Source organism: Rhodopseudomonas palustris BisB18, from assembly GCF_000013745.1.
Classification (GTDB): Bacteria; Pseudomonadota; Alphaproteobacteria; order Rhizobiales; family Xanthobacteraceae; genus Rhodopseudomonas_A; species Rhodopseudomonas_A palustris_F.
This window is the reverse complement of sequence record NC_007925.1, coordinates 3,498,371-3,518,623: the sequence shown is the minus strand read 5'-3', so window position 1 is coordinate 3,518,623 and position 20,253 is coordinate 3,498,371. Positions and strand designations below refer to the sequence as shown.

20 protein-coding genes and 1 pseudogene are annotated in these 20,253 nt (G+C 63.2%); 11 read left to right on the top strand and 10 right to left on the bottom strand.

Annotated features, from left to right (window positions below):
- Positions 1–130: 130 nt before the first annotated feature.
- Both RPC_RS15930 and RPC_RS15925 read left to right on the top strand, forming a co-directional pair.
- Positions 131–418 (top strand): GIY-YIG nuclease family protein, encoded by a 288-nt coding sequence (locus tag RPC_RS15930; RefSeq protein ID WP_011473606.1) that lies wholly within the window; start codon positions 131–133, stop codon positions 416–418.
- Between the two features lie 70 nt (positions 419–488).
- Positions 489–785, top strand: a complete 297-nt coding sequence (locus tag RPC_RS15925; protein ID WP_011473605.1) for a helix-turn-helix domain-containing protein — start codon at positions 489–491, stop codon at positions 783–785.
- A gap of 207 nt (positions 786–992) precedes the next feature.
- On the opposite strand, the gene RPC_RS25555 is transcribed toward RPC_RS15925, so the two are convergent.
- The 3 genes from RPC_RS25555 to RPC_RS15910 form a co-directional block, all read right to left on the bottom strand.
- On the bottom strand, positions 993–2,069 hold the full coding sequence (locus RPC_RS25555) for a hypothetical protein (RefSeq protein WP_011473604.1): 1,077 nt from the start codon (positions 2,067–2,069) through the stop codon (positions 993–995).
- Between the two features lie 254 nt (positions 2,070–2,323).
- Positions 2,324–3,967: a chaperonin GroEL gene (gene groL, locus RPC_RS15915; protein WP_011473603.1), complete on the bottom strand. Its 1,644-nt coding sequence runs from the start codon at positions 3,965–3,967 to the stop codon at positions 2,324–2,326.
- 88 nt (positions 3,968–4,055) lie between these two features.
- Positions 4,056–4,373 (bottom strand): co-chaperone GroES, encoded by a 318-nt coding sequence (locus tag RPC_RS15910; RefSeq protein ID WP_011473602.1) that lies wholly within the window; start codon positions 4,371–4,373, stop codon positions 4,056–4,058.
- Between the two features lie 316 nt (positions 4,374–4,689).
- Between RPC_RS15910 and RPC_RS15905 the strand changes: the two genes are divergently transcribed.
- From RPC_RS15905 to RPC_RS15895, 3 genes are all read left to right on the top strand, one after another.
- Entirely contained in the window at positions 4,690–4,974 is a 285-nt protein-coding gene (locus RPC_RS15905) for an usg protein (RefSeq protein ID WP_011473601.1), read from the top strand.
- Positions 4,975–5,052: 78 nt separating this feature from the next.
- On the top strand, positions 5,053–5,316 hold the full coding sequence (locus RPC_RS15900) for a hypothetical protein (RefSeq protein WP_011473600.1): 264 nt from the start codon (positions 5,053–5,055) through the stop codon (positions 5,314–5,316).
- Entirely contained in the window at positions 5,317–6,015 is a 699-nt protein-coding gene (locus tag RPC_RS15895; RefSeq protein ID WP_041801924.1) for a zeta toxin family protein, read from the top strand.
- A gap of 16 nt (positions 6,016–6,031) precedes the next feature.
- Here RPC_RS15895 and RPC_RS15890 read toward each other — a convergent pair whose 3' ends face one another.
- Complete coding sequence (locus RPC_RS15890; protein WP_011473598.1) at positions 6,032–7,282, bottom strand: NupC/NupG family nucleoside CNT transporter; 1,251 nt, start codon at positions 7,280–7,282, stop codon at positions 6,032–6,034.
- Between the two features lie 368 nt (positions 7,283–7,650).
- On the opposite strand from RPC_RS15890, the pseudogene RPC_RS15885 reads away from it, so the two are divergent.
- A pseudogene (locus tag RPC_RS15885) lies at positions 7,651–8,223 on the top strand (MFS transporter); the annotation flags it as partial.
- 135 nt (positions 8,224–8,358) lie between these two features.
- Here the strand turns inward: RPC_RS15885 and RPC_RS15880 are convergent.
- From RPC_RS15880 to RPC_RS15870, 3 genes are all read right to left on the bottom strand, one after another.
- Positions 8,359–9,129 (bottom strand): SDR family oxidoreductase, encoded by a 771-nt coding sequence (locus RPC_RS15880; protein ID WP_011473596.1) that lies wholly within the window; start codon positions 9,127–9,129, stop codon positions 8,359–8,361.
- A 22-nt stretch (positions 9,130–9,151) separates the two neighbouring features.
- Positions 9,152–9,649 carry a GNAT family N-acetyltransferase gene (locus RPC_RS15875; RefSeq protein ID WP_011473595.1) on the bottom strand — a complete coding sequence of 166 codons (498 nt, stop codon included), beginning with the start codon at positions 9,647–9,649 and terminating at the stop codon, positions 9,152–9,154.
- Between the two features lie 239 nt (positions 9,650–9,888).
- Entirely contained in the window at positions 9,889–10,635 is a 747-nt protein-coding gene (locus RPC_RS15870; protein WP_041801922.1) for a peptidase, read from the bottom strand.
- Positions 10,636–10,995: 360 nt separating this feature from the next.
- Between RPC_RS15870 and RPC_RS15865 the strand changes: the two genes are divergently transcribed.
- The 3 genes from RPC_RS15865 to RPC_RS15855 all read left to right on the top strand — a co-directional run bounded on the left by RPC_RS15865 (position 10,996) and on the right by RPC_RS15855 (position 14,932).
- Entirely contained in the window at positions 10,996–11,337 is a 342-nt protein-coding gene (locus RPC_RS15865; RefSeq protein ID WP_011473593.1) for a hypothetical protein, read from the top strand.
- Positions 11,338–11,482: 145 nt separating this feature from the next.
- Positions 11,483–13,678 (top strand): methyl-accepting chemotaxis protein, encoded by a 2,196-nt coding sequence (locus tag RPC_RS15860; RefSeq protein WP_011473592.1) that lies wholly within the window; start codon positions 11,483–11,485, stop codon positions 13,676–13,678.
- Between the two features lie 213 nt (positions 13,679–13,891).
- Positions 13,892–14,932: an IS110 family transposase gene (locus RPC_RS15855; protein WP_011471442.1), complete on the top strand. Its 1,041-nt coding sequence runs from the start codon at positions 13,892–13,894 to the stop codon at positions 14,930–14,932.
- Between the two features lie 377 nt (positions 14,933–15,309).
- On the opposite strand, the gene RPC_RS15850 is transcribed toward RPC_RS15855, so the two are convergent.
- The 3 genes from RPC_RS15850 to RPC_RS15840 all read right to left on the bottom strand — a co-directional run bounded on the left by RPC_RS15850 (position 15,310) and on the right by RPC_RS15840 (position 18,694).
- Positions 15,310–16,149 carry a transglutaminase family protein gene (locus tag RPC_RS15850; protein WP_011473591.1) on the bottom strand — a complete coding sequence of 280 codons (840 nt, stop codon included), beginning with the start codon at positions 16,147–16,149 and terminating at the stop codon, positions 15,310–15,312.
- A gap of 44 nt (positions 16,150–16,193) precedes the next feature.
- Complete coding sequence (locus RPC_RS15845) at positions 16,194–17,138, bottom strand: alpha-E domain-containing protein (protein ID WP_011473590.1); 945 nt, start codon at positions 17,136–17,138, stop codon at positions 16,194–16,196.
- A gap of 137 nt (positions 17,139–17,275) precedes the next feature.
- Positions 17,276–18,694 (bottom strand): circularly permuted type 2 ATP-grasp protein, encoded by a 1,419-nt coding sequence (locus tag RPC_RS15840; RefSeq protein WP_011473589.1) that lies wholly within the window; start codon positions 18,692–18,694, stop codon positions 17,276–17,278.
- A 217-nt stretch (positions 18,695–18,911) separates the two neighbouring features.
- Between RPC_RS15840 and RPC_RS15835 the strand changes: the two genes are divergently transcribed.
- Together RPC_RS15835 and gpt are read left to right on the top strand one after the other, a co-directional pair.
- Positions 18,912–19,649 (top strand): competence/damage-inducible protein A, encoded by a 738-nt coding sequence (locus RPC_RS15835; protein WP_011473588.1) that lies wholly within the window; start codon positions 18,912–18,914, stop codon positions 19,647–19,649.
- 43 nt (positions 19,650–19,692) lie between these two features.
- On the top strand, positions 19,693–20,217 hold the full coding sequence (gpt, locus tag RPC_RS15830) for a xanthine phosphoribosyltransferase (RefSeq protein WP_011473587.1): 525 nt from the start codon (positions 19,693–19,695) through the stop codon (positions 20,215–20,217).
- Positions 20,218–20,253: the final 36 nt, after the last annotated feature.

Genomic DNA, 20,253 nt, shown 5'->3' with positions numbered 1-20,253 from the left:
GGGGCAGACCGCGCCAAGGATGGCGGGTAAGAAAGAACGTCGTATAGTCAAACTATCCCGTCCTGTCATTCCGGGGCGCGAGCGGCGACAGCCGCGAGCGAGCCCGGAATCCATACTCCCCGTGCTCAAGATGGCGTACTACGTCTATCTTCTCGCCAGCAGCAAACACGGCACGCTGTATCTCGGCGTGACCAACGATCTGGTGCGTCGCTGCTTTGAGCATCGCAGCAAGGCAGCGACCGGCTTCACCTCGCGCTACGGTATCGACAAACTGGTCTGGTTCGAAATCTATGACGACATCGTCACCGCCATCACCCGCGAGAAGCAATTGAAGAAATGGCGCCGCGACTGGAAGATCCGGCTGATCGAGGAGGTCAATCCAGAGTGGACCGACCTCTACCCCGGCATTTCGAATTGACACAGGGGCTATGGATTCCGGGCTCGCTCACGCTTCGCGCTCGCGCCCCGGAATGACGTGGAGATATACGATGACCAAGACCAAGGATCTGCACAAGGCCTGGAGCAAGGACCCGACCTATCGGGCCGAATACGATGCGCTCGAGGAGGGATTCACCGTGATGGCCGCGATCGCCAAAGCGCGTCGCCGCGCTGGCCTCAGCCAGGCCGAACTCGCCCGCCGCATGAACACCACGCAAAGCACCGTGGCCCGGCTGGAAAGCGGCCGCGGCCAACCCTCGACCCGGACGCTGCTGCGGTTTGCCAAGGCGACGGGGCACAAGCTGAAGATCAGCTTTCAGCCGGTGAAGGGGAAGGCAAAATCGTAGGATGGGTTGAGCGTAGTGATACCCATGTGGCGACTTGCGATGTGATGGGTTTCGCGAAGAGCTCAACCCATCCTACGAGCTAGATTGGTGGATGGGTTGAGCGGAGCCATACCCATGCAGCGACTTACGACGACGACGGTTTCGCGAAGAGTTCAACCCATCCTACGAGCTACGAGCATCTGCGGATGCGATGCGTTACGGGGTCTCTTACGGGTGAACGCGTTTGAAATATTTCTTCGGTGACCATCCATGTGATGCGCATCCGCAAATATAGTCGAAAAAGTCAAATTCAATCCATTTTCCATCAATGCGTCGGATCGCGACTTGCTCACCGAAGTCCACTTGTCCCATTGTTTCGGAATTGATTTTGCGTTCAGCCTTCACGAAAATTCGACGAACGGCCTGATAGTGCAGCCGTGGTACGATTTCGGACTCTTTTGCCCTCAGAATGCGCTCTATATCAATGCGAAGTGGCTTGAGATGCTCTTCGATTACCGCGGTTTGTCGCTCAATGTCCTCACCGGAGGCTGCATTTTGGTTGAGATAGAGTCCAACTAATGCGACTATGATCAGGATGTACTGAAGGAGGCCATGGATTTCTGGAACCGAGTTGGCGGCGGATAGATATCGGCGAACTAATGAGAATACGTTATCAAGGTATTTCGTAGCGACTTCGTCCGATGGCGCTGTGGAGTCGTCAAACACCAAGTCGCCGGCAGATACAGTGTCCAAAATCAAGGATTTGCCCACAACGCTATCGAGCGTCCCAGCGATTCGCGCGTATTCAATAGTCTCGTTTGCTAAGACCGAACCAATGATTGCTTTATACGATGCTCCAGCTAGCACGCCGTTCAGACGGAGTAAGCTGCCTTGATAGTTGATTATCCCGCGTGCTGCCTGCAGGGCGGGGCCATCAGCTACTTCGAGGAGTCTTTGAATTGCGGGATTATTGAACATTCCCCGTGCTGCGTGCATTGCCGGGCTGTTCGCGACTTCAAGGAGCTTTTGGATTGCTGAACTATTAGCGATTCCGCGTGCTGCCTGCATTGCCGGGCTGTTAGCGACTTCAAGGAGCCTTTGGATTGCTGAATTGTTAACGATTCCCCGTGCTGCCTGCATGGCGGGGCTGTTAGCGTCTTCCAAGAGCCTTTGGATTGCTGAATTGTTGCTCATCCCAAGTGCTGCCCGTATGGCGGAGTTGCTCGCCATCTCGCTCGCCGTCTTAAATGCAGAGATGTCGATTGCGCCATATCTTGGAAAACGAATTGAGGAATTGTCGATCATCTAGTTCACCAGGAGGGAAATTGACCGCGCGGGATATCGGAAAATCAAGCAAGAGTAATGGCTTTGAAGCGTGGCTCAATCCGAGTCTCGATCGATTAACAGGAATATTCTCCGTCTCCGCTTATCATGGTGCCTCTGCTGCCGGATTCCGCTTCGCTTCATCCGGGCTACAGGCCAATCCCCCTAAACAAAAACCCCGGCATCGCTGCCGGGGTTTTGCATTGCTTAGTTCGCTTCGACGCGAGGTGGCTGGATCAGAAATCCATGCCGCCCATGCCGCCGCCACCGGGGGGCATACCGCCGCCGGCGTTGCCCTTCTTCGGCAGCTCAGCGATCATCGCTTCGGTGGTGATCAAGAGCGCCGCGACCGAGGCCGCGTTCTGGATCGCCGCACGCACCACCTTGGTGGGGTCGATGATGCCCTTCTTGACCATGTCGCCATATTCGCCGGACTGCGAGTCGAAGCCGTACGAATACTGATCCTTCTCGAGGATCTTGCCGACGATCACCGAGCCGTCTTCGCCGGCGTTGATGGCGATCTGGCGAGCCGGCCAGGACAAAGCCTTGCGGACGATTTCGACGCCGGTCTTCTGGTCGTCGTTCTGGGTCTTGATGCGCTTCAGCTGCTCGGAAGCACGCAGCAAAGCGACGCCGCCGCCCGGTAGAATGCCTTCCTCGACCGCCGCACGGGTCGCATGCATCGCGTCGTCGACGCGGTCCTTGCGCTCCTTGACTTCGATCTCGGTGGCACCACCGACGCGGATCACCGCAACGCCACCGGCGAGCTTGGCGAGACGCTCCTGCAGCTTCTCACGGTCGTAGTCCGACGTGGTCTCTTCGATCTGCGCCTTGATCTGGGCGACGCGGGCTTCGATGTCGGCCTTTTTGCCGGCGCCGTTGACGATGGTGGTGTTTTCCTTGTCGATCATCACCTTCTTGGCCTTGCCGAGCATGGCCAGGGTGACGTTCTCCATCTTGATGCCGAGATCTTCCGAGATCGCCTGGCCGCCGGTCAGGATCGCGATGTCCTGCAGCATCGCCTTGCGGCGATCGCCGAAGCCCGGCGCCTTGACGGCGGCAACCTTCAGACCACCGCGCAGGCGGTTGACGACGAGGGTGGCGAGGGCTTCGCCCTCGACGTCTTCAGCGACGATCACCAGCGGCTTGCCGGTCTGCACCACGGCCTCGAGCAGCGGCAGCAGCTCGTTGAGGTTGGAGAGCTTCTTCTCGTTGATCAGGATGTAGGCGTCGTCGAATTCAACGCGCATCTTGTCGGCGTTGGTGACGAAGTAGGGCGAGATGTAGCCGCGGTCGAACTGCATGCCCTCGACGACGTCGAGTTCGGTTTCCAGCGACTTGGCTTCCTCGACGGTGATGACGCCCTCGTTGCCGACCTTCTTCATCGCGTCCGACAGGAACTTGCCGATTTCGGCGTCGCCATTGGCGGAGATGGTGCCGACCTGGGCGATCTCCTCGTTCGAGGTGACCTTCTTGGAGTTCTTGACGAGATCGGCGACGACGGCTTCCACCGCGAGGTCGATGCCGCGCTTCAGATCCATCGGGTTCATGCCGGCGGCAACCGACTTGGCGCCTTCACGGACGATCGCCGCGGCCAGCACGGTCGCGGTGGTGGTGCCGTCGCCGGCGAGATCCGCGGACTTCGAGGCCACTTCGCGCACCATCTGGGCGCCCATGTTCTCGAACTTGTCCTCGAGCTCGATTTCCTTGGCGACGGTGACGCCGTCCTTGGTAATGCGGGGCGCGCCGAACGACTTGTCGAGCACGACGTTGCGGCCCTTCGGGCCGAGCGTCACCTTGACCGCGTTGGCGAGAATGTCGACACCGCGCAGCATGCGATCGCGAGCGTCGACGCCGAATTTGACTTCTTTAGCTGACATAGATGGTTTCCCTTGGGTTTGATCTTTTGGTCCTCATCCCGCGAGCCCGAACAAGCGGGCCTCAGCAGGACGAGACGGGGAGCGGCAATTAAGCGGCCTTCTTCTTCGTCGTCGGCAGGTCGGTGAGCACGCCCATGATGTCGCTTTCCTTCATGATCAGCACTTCCTGACCATCGAGCTTGACCTCGGTGCCGGACCACTTGCCGAACAGCACGCGATCGCCAACGGCGAGATCGATCGGGATCAGCTTGCCGGACTCGTCGCGGCCACCCGGGCCAACCGACAGGATCTCGCCCTGCGAGGGCTTTTCCTTGGCACTGTCGGGGATGATAATACCGCCAGCGGTCTTCTCTTCGGCGTCGATGCGCTTGACTACAACGCGGTCGTGAAGCGGACGGAATTTCATGCAAGTCCTCCTAAGTTTCTGACGATGTTCAAATTTTGGAAATTGGCAGTCGGCTACACAGAGTGCCAGCCGACCCTCTGCAAATAAGCCAGTGCGGCTTTGTCGGCAAGAGCTTCTAGCAAAGAATTTGGCACTCAAATGTGACGACTGCCAGCTTCGCCGATCACGGCAGGGTGCATTGGGGGCCCCGCCGACTGGTACTAGCACTGATGCTAAGTCGCTGCTAACGCTAAATTTTTCAACACATCGTTAAACTTTTAAGCTTGAGATTGATTGGCGTCTGACGTCAAAATTTCATGCAAGCATGGAGGTTGGCATGGGCTCTCAGGTCGAGGTGTCGAAGGACTTTCGCAAGCAGGTGTTGGGTTACGGGCTGACCACGGCGGAAATTCTGTACCGTCGGCCGGATCGGCACTGGCTGCTGCAAAGCTACGTCTGGCAGGACTACGACCTGTTCCCGCATTTCCCGGCGCTGAAGGATTTTCTGAGCTTCTGGGAAAAGACCCTGGAGGGCCCGCTGTTCGCGGTCACCGTGGCGCATTCCAAATTGATCAAGCCGGCCGAGCTGCACGCCATCGACGGCGTATTCCGGCTGCATTGAATTCGTTCGCGAACTGGTTTTAGCCGATGAAATCGCCTACATTGCAGAGGCGCCGCGGGCGCAGTCGAGGGTTGCAGAATGCGCAAACGGGCGGTTGATCTGTCGATGGAAGAATTGGCCGCGTTGGGAGAAGATGCCGCGCTCAGGGCCGCCATGAAGGCGCAGGACGCCGGCTTGGTGGTTACCGGGACGGTCGATTTTCTGGAGAATGGCCAGGCGGTTTCGAAACTTGCGCAGCGACTTCCATCCGGGGCCGTGGTGCTGCTCGATCCCGGCGCCGATCCAAGTCGCAGCCCGAATTCCGCAGATCCTGCCAAACTTGTCCTGCGCGGGCGCGACTGATTGGCCGAACCGCCATTCTTGCTGGTGGTTGCTGGGCCAAATGGTTCCGGCAAGAGCACGCTGACCGACTATCTGATGGAAGCCGGAATCGAGTTTGGCGAGTACATCAACGCGGACCAGATCGCATCGATGCTCGATATGCCAGAACCGCAGCGTTCGCGGCAGGCGCAGGCGATCGCGGATTTCCAGCGTGAGCGGTGCCTGAGCAATGGCTTGAGCTTCAGTTTCGAAACCGTGATGTCGCATCCGAGCAAGGTGGATCTCATGATCCGCGCTGATGATGCCGGCTACGAGGTGACATTGTACTTCGTCTGTACCTCCGATCCGGACATCAACATCACCCGCGTGGAGAATCGCGTCAGCAGCGGCGGGCACGATGTTCCGCGGGAGCGGGTTGCGGCACGATATCATCGCACGCTCGGGCTGTTATCGCACGCGGCGCTGGTCGCCGGTCGGACCGTGCTGTTCGACAACAGCGCGATCGTCGGATTGCAGTCGAACGCGCTGCTTCCGCATCCCAAAACTGGTCTGCGGCCGGTGGGGGAAATGATCCGCGACGGCAATAACTACGAGATCACGCTGGAGGCGGACGTCCCGGTCTGGGTATGGGAGCATCTGGTGGCGCCGTTGGAACTACTTGCGCGGCAGTCGGATGGCGCAATTGGATTGACGATCAACCAGAAGTCGGGGTGCTTTTGATCCAGCGCGCTCGCGTCTAAGTCATCACCCCCACAATCGCCCCGATCAAACAGGTGGTCAGCGTGCCCGACACGATCGATCGCAGCCCCAGCGCGGCGATCTCTTCGCGGCGCTGCGGCGCCATGGTGCCGAGCCCGCCGATCATGATGCCGAGGCTGCCGAAATTGGCGAAGCCGCACATCGCATAGAGCATGATCAGCCGCGAGCGGGCATCCAGCGCCTCGGGCGGCAGCTTGGCGAACTCGACATAGGCAATCAGTTCGTTGAGCACGGTCTTGATGCCCATCAGCGATCCCGCAGTGACCGCCTGGTCCCAGGGCAGGCCGAGCAGCCAGCACACCGGCGCCATCGCGTAGCCGAGCAGCCGCTGCAGCGACACCGCTTCGCCGCCGAACGCCGGCAACAGCCCGAGCCCGGCATTGACCAGATAGACCAGCGCCACCAGCACGATCAGCATCGCGACGATGTTGAGCAACAGTTCGAGCCCGGCGCTGGTGCCCTTGACCACCGCGTCCATGGTGCTCGACGCCAGCCCTGAAGGATCGACGGCGAGGCCGCCGGTGCGCTGCGCGGCGGTCTCCGGCACCATGATCAGGCTGATCAGGATCGACGCCGGCGCGCCGACCACCGAGGCGATGACGAAATGCGCCGCGGCGTCGGGGATCAGCGGCGCCAGCAGCGTGGCGTACAGCACCAGCACGGTGCCGGCGATGCCGGCCATGCCGCCGGTCATCACCAGGAACAGTTCGGCGCGGGTCAATTGCGCCAGATACGGCCGGATGAACAGCGGCGCTTCCACCATGCCGAGAAACACGTTGGCGGCGGTCGACAGCCCGACCGCGCCGCCGACGCCGAGCGTGCGCTGCAACGCCCACGCCAGGCCGCGCACCACCGGCGGCAGGATTTTCCAATAGAACAACAGCGTGGTCAGCACGCTCATCACCAGCACGATCGGCAGCGCCTGGAACGCCAGGATGAAGCCGGCGCCGGGCGCCTTCGGATCGAACGGCAGCGGACCGCCGCCGAGATAGCCGAACACGAAACTGGTGCCGGCGCGGCTGGCGGCGGAAATTACCCCGACGGCGTCGTTGATGACGCCGAAGCCGTGCGCGACGATCGGCAGCTTCAACAGCGTCACCGCGGTGAGCAGGCTCGCGGCCAGGCCGATCACGACCGGTTTCAGCGACACCGCGCCGCGGTTTTCGCCGAACGTCCACGCCAGCATGAGCAGTGCAAAGACACCAAACGCCGATTGCAATTGAAGCATGATCACCCCGAAGCCGGGGCACGAGTAAGGCACCGGGGGCGGACAGGCAAGTCGGCTTTGGACGATGCGCGACCACGCCGCATCTGACGACGCGCGGATCCAAGCGAGTTTGGGCGATGAGTGATGCCCGGCGTGCCCCGGACGCAGCGCAGCGCGCCGCGCTTGCGGCGTGGTGCGCTGCAGAACCGGGGCCGTTACGGAACGCGGTGTCTGGAACGGTCCCGGTTCTGCGGAGCAGCGCGACGCGCTGCACCGCGCCCGGGACACGAGGTCTCACGCGTATCCACTTTCTCCCGAGCTGCCCGATCATCGTCAACCGCCCGCGGTTGACGATGGGCGAAGCCTCGGTCAACACTGCTTGCGAAACGATGTCAGATCCGATTGCCCCTCCCGTCGCGCTGTTCGGCCACCGGCCGTTCCTGTTCTATCTGTGGTCGCGCAGCTTTTCCCGATTCTCCAGCCAGATCGCCGCGGTGGCGGTCGGCTGGCAAATCTATGAGATGACCGGCAGCGCCTTCGATCTCGGCATGGTCGGGCTGGTGCAGTTTGCGCCGACCGCAATCCTGGTGTTCGCGGCGGGCCACGCCGCCGACCGTTACGATCGAAGGCGGGTGGTGCAGCTGTGCCAGATCGCGCAGGGGCTTGCCGCGGCGTATCTGGCCTGGGGCAGCTTTGCCGGCTGGATCACGGTGCCGGAGATCTTTGCCGCGGTGGCGGTGTTCGGCGCCGCCACCGCGTTCGAAAGCCCGGCCGCGGCGGCGCTGCTGCCGGCCGTGGTGCCGACCGGGATGTTGCAGCGGGCGACTGCGGTGGCGACCGGCGTGTTCCAGATCGCCACCATCACCGGGCCTGCGCTCGGCGGCTTCGCCGATGCGGCGGCGCCGGCCGCGCCCTATGCGGTGATGGCGCTGTTTTGGATTGCGTCGGGGCTGTTCAGCGGCGCGATGCCGGCGGCATTGCTCGGCGGCCTCGGCACCGTGCTGATCGCGCTATTGTGGATGCGGCTGTTTCCGGCGCTGCGTAAGGTCGAGCGACTGGAGTGATTTTTTCGCGCGCTCGCCGGGGAGGCGAAGCGTTCAGCCCCGTCCGACGAACGGCATCTTGGTCGCCATCACCGTCATGAACAGCACGTTGGCGTCGAGCGAACGCGTCGCCATGTAGACCACCGCCTCGGCGATGTTGTCGACGTCCATCCGCGGCTCCGCCATCAGGCTGCCGTTCGGTTGCAAGATTCCTCCTGTCATCCGCTCGGTCATTTCGGTCGCGGCATTGCCGATGTCGATCTGGCCGCAGGCGATGTCGTAGCCGCGACCGTCGAGCGCGGTCGCCTTGGTCAGCCCGCTGATGGCGTGCTTGGTCGCGGTGTAGGCGGCGGAAAACGGCCGCGGCGCATGCGCCGAGATCGAGCCGTTGTTGATGATGCGGCCGCCGCGCGGGCTCTGCTCCTTCATGATGCGGAAGGCGTGCTGGGTGCACAGGAACGGCGCGGTGAGATTGGTATCGACCACCGCCTGCCATTGCGCCAGCGCGACGTCCTCGAGCGGCAGCGGCGGGGTGCCGATGCCGGCATTGTTGAACAACAGATCGAGCCGGCCGAACGCTTCCATGGTGGTGCCGAACAACGAAGCGATCGAGTCCGGATCGGTCATGTCGGCGGGCACCACCAGGCTCTTGCCGAACGCTTCGCCGGCGGTCGCGGTCTCGTTGAGCTTGTCGGCGCGGCGCCCGGCCAGCACCACGCAGAACCCGGCCCTCAGCAGCGCCAGCGCGGTGGCGCGGCCGACGCCGGAGCCCGCGCCGGTGACCAACGCGATCCGATTGCTGCCATGTGCGCTGCCGTGTGTCATTTCCATCCCCAAAGTCGTTGCTTCAAACGTCGCCCAGATCCCGCACCATATAGCAGGCGTCGGCGCCGTAGCTCGCGAGCTTCTGCGCCAGCGCGCCGTCGCTGTGGATGTGAAATCCCTGCCGCCGCCAAAACTGGACCGAATTGTTGACCGCGACAAGCGAGATGTTGCGCATGGTCTGGGTGCGCGCCAGTTGAAGCAGCGCGGCCACTGCGGTTGCTGCGGCGCCGCTGCCGCGCGCCTGCGGCAACAACGCGATGTCATGGATGTAGTAGGTCGAAGCCGGCGAGGGGATTTCGCACAACGCGACGTTCAGCGCCGGCGGTTCGGCGAAATGCCAGGGATGGCTGATCAGATAGCCGATCGGCGCGGCGGCGCTTTGCAGAATGAAACAGCCGGCGGGATACAGCGCCAGCCGCTCTTCGAACACCGCGGCGTCTTCGGGATAATCGGGATGGACGCGCGCGGCGATTGCATTCACCGCCGGCAGATCGCGCGGCGTCATGGCGCGCCAGCTCATCGCCGTGCCGCGCTGCTGACTGCGGCATGCGCGCGAAGCGCAATCCGGATGATCTCACAACTTGTCATTCCGGGATGCGTCCGGCCGGCGATAGCCGGTCCGGAGGCAGGCTCGGAATCCATACTCCCTGCAGGGGTTATGGATTCCGGGCTCGCTCGCAGCTGTCGCTGCTCGCGCCCCGGAATGACAGTCTCGATGAGTCCGGCGTGATTCCCTCGCATGTTTCGCCCGCGAATTAATCAGCTCTCGTCCTTGTAGGGCGGTCGCGGGATGTTCTTGTGCGCGGCGCGCAACGCCGCCGACCAGCGCGAGCGCAGGTCGTGGAAATACGGCTCGCCGGCTTCGATGCGGTGGTTGAGATCGGCGTCGTATTGGTCGGTGCGCACCACCAGCACGTCGATCGGCAGCCCAACGCCGAGATTGGAGCGCATCGTGGAATCCATCGAGATCAGGCTGGTCTTCAGCGCTTCGTACAATTCGACGTCGTAATGCATCGCGCGGTCGAGCACCGGCTTGCCGTATTTGTGCTCGCCGATCTGCAGATAGGGGGTGTCGATGGTGCATTCGATGAAATTGCCGGCGGGATAGATCATGAACAGCCGCATCCGCGAGCCCTTGATCTGACCGCCGAACAGGAACGAGACGTCGAAATTGATGTCTTCGGAGTTCAGCGCCACGCCCTCGGAGGCGTTGACGTGGCGGATCGCGCGGCCGATCCGCTGCGCCGCCTGGAACATGGTCGGCGCGTTCATCAGGGTCTCGTGTTCGCCGGTGGTCGGGTCTTCGAGTCCCTCGATCAAGGTGCTGAGCACCGACTGGCTGATCGACAGATTGCCGGCGCTGGCCACCGCCATGATGCGATCGCCCGGCTTGCTGAAGACGTGCAGCTTGCGGAACGTCGAGATGTTGTCGAGCCCGGCATTGGTCCTGGTGTCGGCGATCATCACCAGGCCATCGCGCACCAGAACTCCGCAGCAATAGGTCATCTCGTGCTCGTCCTCATCTTGTCGTTGCCGTGAAACGTCGCTGCCACGCGGCCGAACGGCCATGGCCTCGCCTGAACTCGAAGCGGGCGCAATCAATCGGCCGCGGCGTCGAGCAGGCGCAAGGCCAGGACACTAGCCAAATTAGCTCGCCCGTCCAGCCCCCACCGCCAGTTCGGCACCGAAGTTCGCCGGCCGCGTCGCGCCGGAAGTGTCTCCAAACGCCGGCACGGGCGGTCGATCTGCCGCGTATTTGTACGGGCGGCAAAGTTAACGATCGCACAGTTGCCGGCCGTTAAGCCTGATGATGAACCATGCTCGGCCAACCGGCGAGTCCAATTCTGTTGGCGGGCTGGCGATGTCGTGGTTGAACAACTTCAAGATCGTGTTCAAGTCTGTCTGATCGTGGTGTTGCTGGCGGTGGTCAATATCGGCAGCGTTTGGTTTGCCGCGCACAGCATGACGGCGATCGACGAGGATCGCGACGACCTGGTGAAGCGGGTCGACGGCTCCACGGCGTTGGTCAACCGCGCCTCGCGCTACGTCGAGCGCTACGTGTCCTCGGCGTTTCAGATGGCCGCCGAAGTGACCGAGGGCAATGCCGTCAAGTTCGTCGCGGAGATCGCCAGCAGCCGCAAGAACGACGACGCGATGATTCCGGGCACCGAAGTCGGAAAATTTCTGGATTCGGTCCGCGCGGCCTAACACCCAGGGCAGCAACCGGTGATGACAGCTCCACGTGGCGGCGGCAAGCGCTGCCTAGTATTTCTACATAGGGCAATCTTAATGGATGCTGCTCTCCGCTGGAGTATTGGAACCAGATAGCCCTCTCTGGGCACCCTGGAGACTTATGATGGCGTCCTTCTCTTTCAAGACTATGCGATCAGTCCAGCTGAAGATCGCATTGATCTCGGGCGCCTGCCTGGTGGGAACGAGCGTCGCCCTGATCGGCTACAGCGTATTCTCCGCCCGCAGCACCATGCAATACGTCGAAACCGAGGTGTCGCAGCTGGTCGATCGGCAGACCAAGGAGAACCTGCTCAGCAGGGCCGCCAGCGAGGCCAACGCGATCAAGGCGGAGCTGGAACTCGGACTGGACGCGGCGCGCACCATGGCGCAGTCATTCGCCGTGCTCGCCGGCAAGGCCGCCGCGACGCCCACCGAGGCGCGCCGCGCCCAATTGAACGCCGTGCTGCGCAACGTCGTCGATCTCAATCCCTCCTTCAACGGCACCTACTCGGCCTGGGAGCCGGACGGCCTCGACGGCAACGACGCCGCATTCAAGGGCCGCAAGGAGCTCGGCTCCGACGGCACCGGCCGCTTTCTGCCGTACTGGACCCGCGACTCCAAAGGCTCGATCGCGGTGCAGCCGCTGGTCGAATACGACAGCGCCGAACGGCACCCCAATGGCCTGGTGAAGGGCGCCTGGTACATCAACCCGCTTACCACTGGCAAAGAGAATATTCTCGGGCCGCTGCCCTATATCGTTCAGGGCCAGCAGGTGTTCCTCGCCACCATGTCGGTCCCGGTGATGATCGACGGCAAATTCCACGGCGTCGCCGGAGCTGACTACAATCTGGATTTCGTGCAAAAACTGGCCCTGCAGATCAATGGATCGATCTTCGAAGGCAAGGGCAAGGTCACCATCATCAACGATACCGGCCTCACCGTCGCCAACAGCGCCGGCGCGGAATTCATCGGCAAGAGCGCAAGCACATCGGATGCGCGTTGGAATGACGGCATCGCCAGCATCCGCGCCGGCAAGGCGCTGGTGCAGGACGATCCGCAATCAGCCAATATCGATATCTATTCGCCGATCAAGGTCGGCAACACTGGCTCCGCCTGGGCCGTGGTGATCTCGATCCCGCGCGCCGTGGTGCTGGCCGGCGTGCGCCAGCTCGACGACTCGCTGGCGTCACGTGCGGCGGCCACCACCTACTGGCAGCTCGGCGTTGGTTTGGTCATCATCGCGATCGCGATCTTCCTGATCTCGTTGGCCTCCTCCAGCATCGCGCGTCCCACCAAGCGCTGCGCCGAATTCGCCCATGGCATCTCGAAGGGCGACTTCGAGCAGAAGCTGGATATCGAGCAGGCCGACGAGGTCGGCGTCCTCGCGGCTGCCCTGCGCGGCATGCAGGACGACCTCAAGCGCAGAATCGCGCAGCGGATCGAGGATCAGGCCGCCGCCGATACGCAGCGACGCGAAACCATGCACAGACTGGCCAATGCCTTCGAAGCCTCGGTCGGCGAGATCGTCGAAACCGTGTCGTCCTCGTCGACCCAGCTGGAAGCCTCCGCCAACACCCTGACTGCCACCGCGGAGCGCTCACAGGAACTGGCCACCACCGTCGCCGCCGCCTCCGAAGAAGCCTCGACCAACGTGCAATCGGTGGCGTCCGCCACCGAGCAGATGGCGTCCTCGGTCAACGAGATCAGCCGCCAGGTGCAGGAATCCGCGCGGATCGCCGGCGAGGCGGTCGACCAGGCCAAGAACACCAACGACCGGGTCGGCGAACTGTCGCAGGCGGCCAGCCGGATCGGCGACGTGGTCGAACTGATCAACACCATCGCCGGGCAGACCAATCTGTTGGCGCTGAACGCCACCATCGAAGCGGCGCGGGCCGGCGAGGCCGGGCGTGGTTTTGCGGTGGTCGCCTCGGAGGTGAAGGCGCTCGCCGAGCAGACCGCCAAGGCGACCGGCGAGATCAGCCAGCAGATCAGCGGCATTCAGACCGCGACGCAGGGCTCGGTGGCGGCGATCAAGCAGATCGGCACCACGATCGGCCGAATGTCGGAAATCGCCTCGACCATCGCCGCGGCGGTGGAGCAGCAGGGCGCCGCCACGCAGGAAATCTCCCGCAACGTGCAGCAAGCGGCGCAAGGCACCATGCAGGTGTCGTCGAACATCACCGACGTCGAGCGCGGCGCCTCGGAGACCGGATCGGCGTCTTCGCAGGTGCTGTCCGCGGCGCAGTCGCTGTCGCGCGACAGCAACCGGCTGAAGTTGGAAGTCAGCAAGTTTTTGGACTCGGTGCGGGCGGCGTAAGCGGCGTACCAGGCAGCTGGGGCTGATCAGCGTCGGCCGCCCTGCTTGGCGTTGTGGCCTTCCAACTTGTCATTCCGGGGCGCGAGCAGCGCAAGCTGCGAGTGAGCCCGGAATCCATAATCACCGCAGGGGTTATGATGGTGTGGACGGCCCCCTACGGCATCGCTTTGTGCCAGAATGAGGTTGTCGCAAACTCAAACATGGGAGCCGTCCATGGAGCAGATTATCCGCATTGGGATGGATACGTCGAAGCATTTTTTCCAGCTGCACGGGGTCGATGCCGCCGAGAAGCCGGTGCTGCGCAAGAAGCTGCGGCGCAAGGAGATGCTGGCGTTCTTCGCCAAGCTGCCGCCGACGCCGATCGGGATCGAGGCCTGCGGTGCGGCGCACTACCTGGCGCGGGAGCTGGGCAAACTCGGCCACGTGGTGAAGCTGTTGGCGCCGCAGCACGTCAAGCCTTACGTCAAGCGCAACAAGAACGACGGGCGCGACGCCGAGGCGTTGTGCGAGGCGATGAGCCGGCCGACGATGGAGTTCGTGCCGGTGAAGACCGCGGAGCAGCAGGCGGCGCTGATGCTGATGGGACTGCGGCAGCAGCTGATCGCAAGGCGTACCCAGCTGAGCAATGCGATTCGCGGTTATGCCGCGGAATTCGGCCTGATCTCGCCGAGAGGTCTCGACAAGATCGAGCCGCTGCTGTTGCGGATCGCGCAGGACGACACCGTGCCGACGCTGGCGCGCGAGCTGTTCGCGCTGCAGGGCCAGGACTACGCGCGACTGCAGAATGAGCTGAAGGTGATCGACGCCAAGCTGTTGGCCTGGCATCGCGCCGACGCCTGCAGCCGGCGGCTGGCGCAGATTCCCGGAGTAGGACCGATCGGCGCCAGTGCGCTGGTGATGAAAACGCCGGTGCCGCAGACCTTCGCCTCGGCCAGGGCCTTTGCGGCCTGGCTCGGCTTGACGCCGAAGGATCATTCCACCGCCGGCAAGCTTCGGCTCGGCACCATCACCCGCGCCGGCGATGAACTGCTACGCAGCCTGTTGGTGGCGGGAGCGACCGCGGTGATCCAGCAGGTGCGCCGTGGCCGCGGCCGGGCGTCGCCGTGGTTGCTGGCGCTGCTGGCGCGCAAGCCGCCCAAGCTCGCGGCGGTAGCGCTCGCCAACAAGATCGCCCGGATCGCCTGGAAGCTGATGCTGACCGGAGAAAATTACGACGGCGCGCGGATGCTGAACGCATCGCCGCACGCCGCCTGAGAGATCGGCCGGCAGGCATTCGCCCGCCGGCCGGGCCGGAGCTGCAAGAGGAGACAGATGGCGCGATCGATCGATCCGAGAGGCGAGACAGTCCGTGGAATCCATTGGCACGTAAAGGTCGTGACTATGTGTGGAGCTCGCGTCGCGGAAACCATCTTGGCCAGCGGTCCAAAGCGACCGCATCAACAGGCCGGACATATGGATGCAAGCGATCCGATCCGACATCAAAAACTCTTGTGGCTCGGGGGCCGTCCACATATGGTTTCCGGACTTGCTCGTTCTTCGAACTCGCAATCCGGAATGACGGCTGCATTTGGGTTGGACGCTGCATCACAACCGAAAATTCGTTGCAAACGACAGGCTTGCGCGATCGCCTGTTACGACTGGCTCTGCCACTGGCCCTGCCGGCCGCCGGCCTGATCGACCGTGACCTCGACGGTCAGCGTCTCGGTGCCGCCGCCGTAACGGGTGCCGCGCACCGGCGCAGCACCAAGATAATCCAGCCCGATGGCGACGCGGGCGTGGGCATCGGTAGTGCAGATCGCGTTCGCCGGGTCGAACCCGATCCAGCCGAGGTCCGGCACGTGGGCTTCCGCCCAGGCGTGGCCGGCCGGCTGGTTGACCATGCCGTCGTCGCGCAGGAAATGTCCGGCGACGAACCGCGCCGGCACGCCGCCGTGGCGCGCGCAGGCGATGAAGATATGCGCGTAGTCCTGGCACACCCCGCGCTTCAGCGCGAAGGCGTCGGCCGCCGAGGTGCCGGTGTTGGTCGGATCGGCGTCGAAGGTCATGTGCTCGTTGATCTTCATCATCAGCGCATGCAGGAAGCCGAGCACGTCGTCGCCGGTCTCGGCGCGCAGCTCGCGGACGAAGCCCGCCATCGCCTGATCGACCGCGGTCAACGGCGATGAGCGCAGGAACAGGCTCGGCGGAAACCGCTCGTCGGTGCCCTTGAGGATGCCGCCGGTGTCCTGGGTCTCGATCAGCCCCTCGACATGGATGGTCAGATCGGCGATCGGCCCGTAGGTCAGAACGTGGGTGACGTTGCCGAAAGCGTCGTGGTGCATGTCGAGCCGGGAATCGGTGGAGACGTCGATCTGCCAGTTGGCGACGTATTGGCCGTCGTGGCTGCCCGGCGTCATCCGCAGAATCTGGATCACGCCCGCGGCCGGCGGCTCATAACGATAGATCGTCGAATGGGCAATTCGCAGGCGCATGGCTTTAAGCCGTCCGGTTCTTTCAGGCAGACAACGTCTGTAGCCTAAATCAGATACTGCTTGGAGATGATTTCGCCGAGCCGGGCGTTATCCGCAATAAATTCCTGAATGAACTCGTGCACGCCGTGCTGGAAGATGTCGTCCATGTGGCTGTGTTCCAGCCGGTTCCGCACGCCGCGGGCGTGGCGTTGCGCGGCGCCCTGGCGGCCATAGGCGACGCCGATCTGGTCGAGATTGCGCACCAGGTTGCCGTAGCACGACGCCAGCGAACGCGGCAGCGTGTCGTTCAAGATCAAAAGGTCGGCGATCAGCCAGGGTTTCAAAGTTTCTCGATACACCCAGTGATAGGCGGTCAGCGCCGACACCGAGCGCAGGATCGAGGTCCACTGATAGTAGTCGAGCGGGCCGCCGACGTGTTCCTCTTCCGGCAGCAGCACGTGATATTTCACGTCGAGAATCCGCGCGGTGTTGTCGGCGCGCTCCAGATGCAAGCCCAGCCGCGAGAACCAATAGGCGTCGTTGCGCAGCATGGTGCGGTAGGCCGAGCCGTCGAAGCGCAGCGAGATTTCCAGCACGAAGCGCAGGAATTTGGCGAGTTCCTCGCGGCTCTTGGTGCCTTTGCCCCAGACCTCCTGCAGATCGATCCAGGCCGAGTTGATGGTGTCCCACATCTCGCTGGTCAGCGCGGTGCGCACCGAGCGCGAATTCAGCCGGGCGTTCTCGATGCAATTGCGGATCGAGGAGGGATTCGCGGTCGAGAACGACAGATACTCGACCACGTTCTTTTCGTTGGCCTCGTCGTAATGGCTGTAGAACGACGCCGAGACGCCCGCGGTCAGCAGTGCCGAGTCCCATTCGTTGGTCTGGCCGATATAGGCGTGGGGCAGCGCGGTGACGCGCAACGTCGCTTCGATCGTGCGCGCGAGATATTCCGCGCGTTCGACGTAGCGGGCGAGCCAGTACAGATTTTCAGCGGTGCGCGACAGCATGGGGCTTTTTCTTCGTTGCTACGAGCGGGGGGAGGAAAGGGTGAATTGCGAATGGCGAGTAGCGAATAGGGAAGGCATCCGCAGTCGTCTCGTTGCTATTCGCCATTCGCTATTCGCTACTCGCCATTCGCTTCAAATCACTCATCCAAAATCCAGGTGTCCTTGGTGCCGCCGCCCTGGCTGGAATTGACCACCAGCGAGCCTTCCTTGAGCGCCACCCGGGTCAGGCCGCCCGGCACCACGGTGACGTGGTTGCTGCCGGTCAGCACGAAGGGGCGCAGGTCGACATGGCGCGGCGCCAGTCCCTTGGCGGTGCAGGTCGGGCAGGTCGACAGCGCCAGCGTCGGCTGGGCGATGAAGCCTTCCGGCTCGCGCTTCAATTTATCGCGGAACGCCTCGATGGTGGCCTTGGTGGCGGCCGGGCCGATCAGCATGCCGTAGCCGCCGGAGCCGTGCACTTCCTTGACCACCAGCTCGCCGAGATGGTCGAGCACATAAGCGAGGTCGGCCGGCTCGCGGCAGCGCCAGGTCGGCACGTTCTTCAGGATCGGCTCCTCGCCGAGGTAGAACTTCACGATCGCCGGCATGTAGCTATAGACCGCCTTGTCGTCGGCGATGCCGGTGCCGACCGCGTTGGCCAGCGTGACGTTGCCGGCCATATAGGCCGACATCAGCCCGGGGACGCCGAGCGCGGAATCCGGCCGGAACGTCAACGGATCGAGGAAGTCGTCGTCGACCCGGCGGTAGATCACGTCAACCCGCTTCAGCCCCTCGGTGGTGCGCATGAACACCTCGTCGTTCTTGACGACGAGGTCGCGGCCCTCGACCAGCTCGACGCCGAGCTTGTCGGCCAAGAACGAGTGCTCGTAATAGGCCGAATTGTAGACGCCAGGCGTCATCAGCGCGACGGTCGGCTCCGACGACGAATGCAGCGGCGCCACCGAGCGCAGCGCCGACAACAGCTCGTCGGGATATTTCTCCACCGGTGCCACGCGGTGCCGGGCGAACAGGTCCGGAAACAGCCGCATCATGATTTCGCGGTTTTCCAGCATGTAGGACACCCCCGACGGGGTGCGGGCGTTGTCCTCGAGCACGAAGAAGTTCTCGGAATCCACCCGCACGATGTCGATCCCGGCGATGTGCACATAGACGTCGTGCGGCACGTCCTGGCCGTTCATTTCCGGACGGAACACCGGGTTCTGGAAGATCAGGTCGTCGGGGATCAGGTTGGCGCGCAGGATGTCGCGGCCGTGGTAGATGTCGCGCAGAAACATGTTGAGGGCGCGGACCCGCTGCTTCAGGCCGTTTTCCAGCAGCGTCCATTCCTTGCCGGAGATGATGCGCGGGATCACGTCGAACGGGATCAGCCGCTCCTGGGCCTCGGCGTCGCCATAGACCGCGAAGGTGATGCCGATTCGCCGAAACAGCAGCTCGGCTTCCTGGCGCCGGTATTCCAGAGCGTCAGGGGGGGTCTCGCTCAACCAGCGGGAAAGTTCTTGATAGGCCGGGCGAAGGTCGCCGCCGGGGCCGTTCATTTCGTCGAACGCAACTGCCATATAATCTGACTGTTCCTGATGGTCCTGCGCGACAGTGCAACACGGAACTCAATGGTAGCAAGGCCCGGGCCACCGCGATATGCATTCAAACAGAGCATTTACCTGAACCGCCGCAAAGATTGCCGGAAAAAATACGCGGGGCCTGCTCAAATTGACGGCAGGGCCTCGTGAAACTGAGGCATTGCGTGCTAAGCGGTGCGTCACGATGGGGGAGCCAATGAGCGACATCATTACGGCGGGCATTCTGGTGATCGGCGACGAAATCCTGTCGGGCCGCACCAAGGACGCCAATATCGGCTTCATCGCCGAATATCTGACCAATATCGGCATCGATCTGCGCGAGGTGCGGGTGGTCGCCGACGACGAGGCCGCCATCGTCGAGGCGCTGGACGCGTTGCGGCATCGCTACACTTACGTGTTCTCGACCGGCGGCATCGGGCCGACCCATGACGACATCACCGCCGACGCGGTGGCCAAGGCGTTCGGGGTCGGCATCGACCATCACCCGGAGGTGGTGGCGCGGTTTCGCGAACGGTTCTCCGAGGCCGAACTCAACGAGGCGCGGCTGCGCATGGCGCGGATTCCGGACGGCGCCGAATTGATCCAGAGCGCCACCATTCTGGCGCCGGGCTTCAAGATCGGCAACGTCATCGTGCTGGCCGGGGTGCCCTCGATCATGCAGGCGATGATGGACATCGTGGCGCCGAAGCTGAAATCCGGGGTGCGGATGCTGTCGGAATCGATCCGCGCCAACGCCCGGGAGGGCGACATCGGCGGCCCGCTGCGGGCGCTGGCCAAGGCGCATCCCGATGCGATCATCGGCAGCTATCCGTTTCTCGACGAGGACAAGAAGCCCAACACCTATCTGGTGGTGCGCTCGCGGGATGCCGAGAAGCTGCGCGAGGCGGTCGAGGGCGTCAAACAGATGCTGACGTCGTTGCAGGCGCCGCACTGAGGCGCGCCGGCCGCCGCCGTTTCACTGGATGTAGGATAGTTTGATGATCGAAAGCGTGGATCTCAACGCGCAGGAGCGCGCGGGCAGGGCCTTTCCGGTATCGTGGGACCAGTTTCACCGCGATTGCCGCGCCTTGACCTGGCGGCTCAACGAAGTCGGGCCGTTCGCCGCGGTGATCGCCATCACCCGCGGCGGGCTGGTGCCGGCGGCGATCGTGGCGCGCGAGCTCGGCGTCCGGGTGATCGACACGGTCTGCATCGCCTCCTACGAGCACGACCGGCAGGGCGAGCTGCAGGTGCTGAAGGGCGTCTCCGACAGCACCAAAGCGCTCGGCGGCGGCACCGGTAAGGGGCTATTGATCGTCGACGATCTGGTCGACACCGGCGCCACCGCGCGCCTCGTCCGCGAGATGCTGCCCGACGCGCATTTCGCCACCGTCTACGCCAAGCCAAAAGGCCGGCCCTTGGTCGACACCTTCATCACCGAAGTGTCGCAGGACACTTGGATCTTCTTTCCCTGGGACCTGGCGCTGACCTTCCAGCCGCCGATGAAGGACGGCGCGGGGTAATCGCGGGCGCGCCGCAAGCGGAGCCGCGACGTCGAC

What these genes read in the sequence shown, in the direction of transcription:
- RPC_RS15930 (WP_011473606.1), top strand. Translation starts at nt 131, where the DNA reads ATGGCGTACTACGTCTATCTTCTCGCCAGCAGCAAACACGGCACGCTG.
- RPC_RS15925 (WP_011473605.1), top strand. Translation starts at nt 489, where the DNA reads ATGACCAAGACCAAGGATCTGCACAAGGCCTGGAGCAAGGACCCGACC.
- RPC_RS25555 (WP_011473604.1), bottom strand. Translation starts at nt 2,069, where the DNA reads ATGATCGACAATTCCTCAATTCGTTTTCCAAGATATGGCGCAATCGAC.
- groL (WP_011473603.1), bottom strand. Translation starts at nt 3,967, where the DNA reads ATGTCAGCTAAAGAAGTCAAATTCGGCGTCGACGCTCGCGATCGCATG.
- RPC_RS15910 (WP_011473602.1), bottom strand. Translation starts at nt 4,373, where the DNA reads ATGAAATTCCGTCCGCTTCACGACCGCGTTGTAGTCAAGCGCATCGAC.
- RPC_RS15905 (WP_011473601.1), top strand. Translation starts at nt 4,690, where the DNA reads ATGGGCTCTCAGGTCGAGGTGTCGAAGGACTTTCGCAAGCAGGTGTTG.
- RPC_RS15900 (WP_011473600.1), top strand. Translation starts at nt 5,053, where the DNA reads ATGCGCAAACGGGCGGTTGATCTGTCGATGGAAGAATTGGCCGCGTTG.
- RPC_RS15890 (WP_011473598.1), bottom strand. Translation starts at nt 7,282, where the DNA reads ATGCTTCAATTGCAATCGGCGTTTGGTGTCTTTGCACTGCTCATGCTG.
- RPC_RS15880 (WP_011473596.1), bottom strand. Translation starts at nt 9,129, where the DNA reads ATGACACACGGCAGCGCACATGGCAGCAATCGGATCGCGTTGGTCACC.
- RPC_RS15875 (WP_011473595.1), bottom strand. Translation starts at nt 9,649, where the DNA reads ATGAGCTGGCGCGCCATGACGCCGCGCGATCTGCCGGCGGTGAATGCA.
- RPC_RS15870 (WP_041801922.1), bottom strand. Translation starts at nt 10,635, where the DNA reads ATGACCTATTGCTGCGGAGTTCTGGTGCGCGATGGCCTGGTGATGATC.
- RPC_RS15860 (WP_011473592.1), top strand. Translation starts at nt 11,483, where the DNA reads ATGATGGCGTCCTTCTCTTTCAAGACTATGCGATCAGTCCAGCTGAAG.
- RPC_RS15855 (WP_011471442.1), top strand. Translation starts at nt 13,892, where the DNA reads ATGGAGCAGATTATCCGCATTGGGATGGATACGTCGAAGCATTTTTTC.
- RPC_RS15850 (WP_011473591.1), bottom strand. Translation starts at nt 16,149, where the DNA reads ATGCGCCTGCGAATTGCCCATTCGACGATCTATCGTTATGAGCCGCCG.
- RPC_RS15845 (WP_011473590.1), bottom strand. Translation starts at nt 17,138, where the DNA reads ATGCTGTCGCGCACCGCTGAAAATCTGTACTGGCTCGCCCGCTACGTC.
- RPC_RS15840 (WP_011473589.1), bottom strand. Translation starts at nt 18,694, where the DNA reads ATGGCAGTTGCGTTCGACGAAATGAACGGCCCCGGCGGCGACCTTCGC.
- RPC_RS15835 (WP_011473588.1), top strand. Translation starts at nt 18,912, where the DNA reads ATGAGCGACATCATTACGGCGGGCATTCTGGTGATCGGCGACGAAATC.
- gpt (WP_011473587.1), top strand. Translation starts at nt 19,693, where the DNA reads ATGATCGAAAGCGTGGATCTCAACGCGCAGGAGCGCGCGGGCAGGGCC.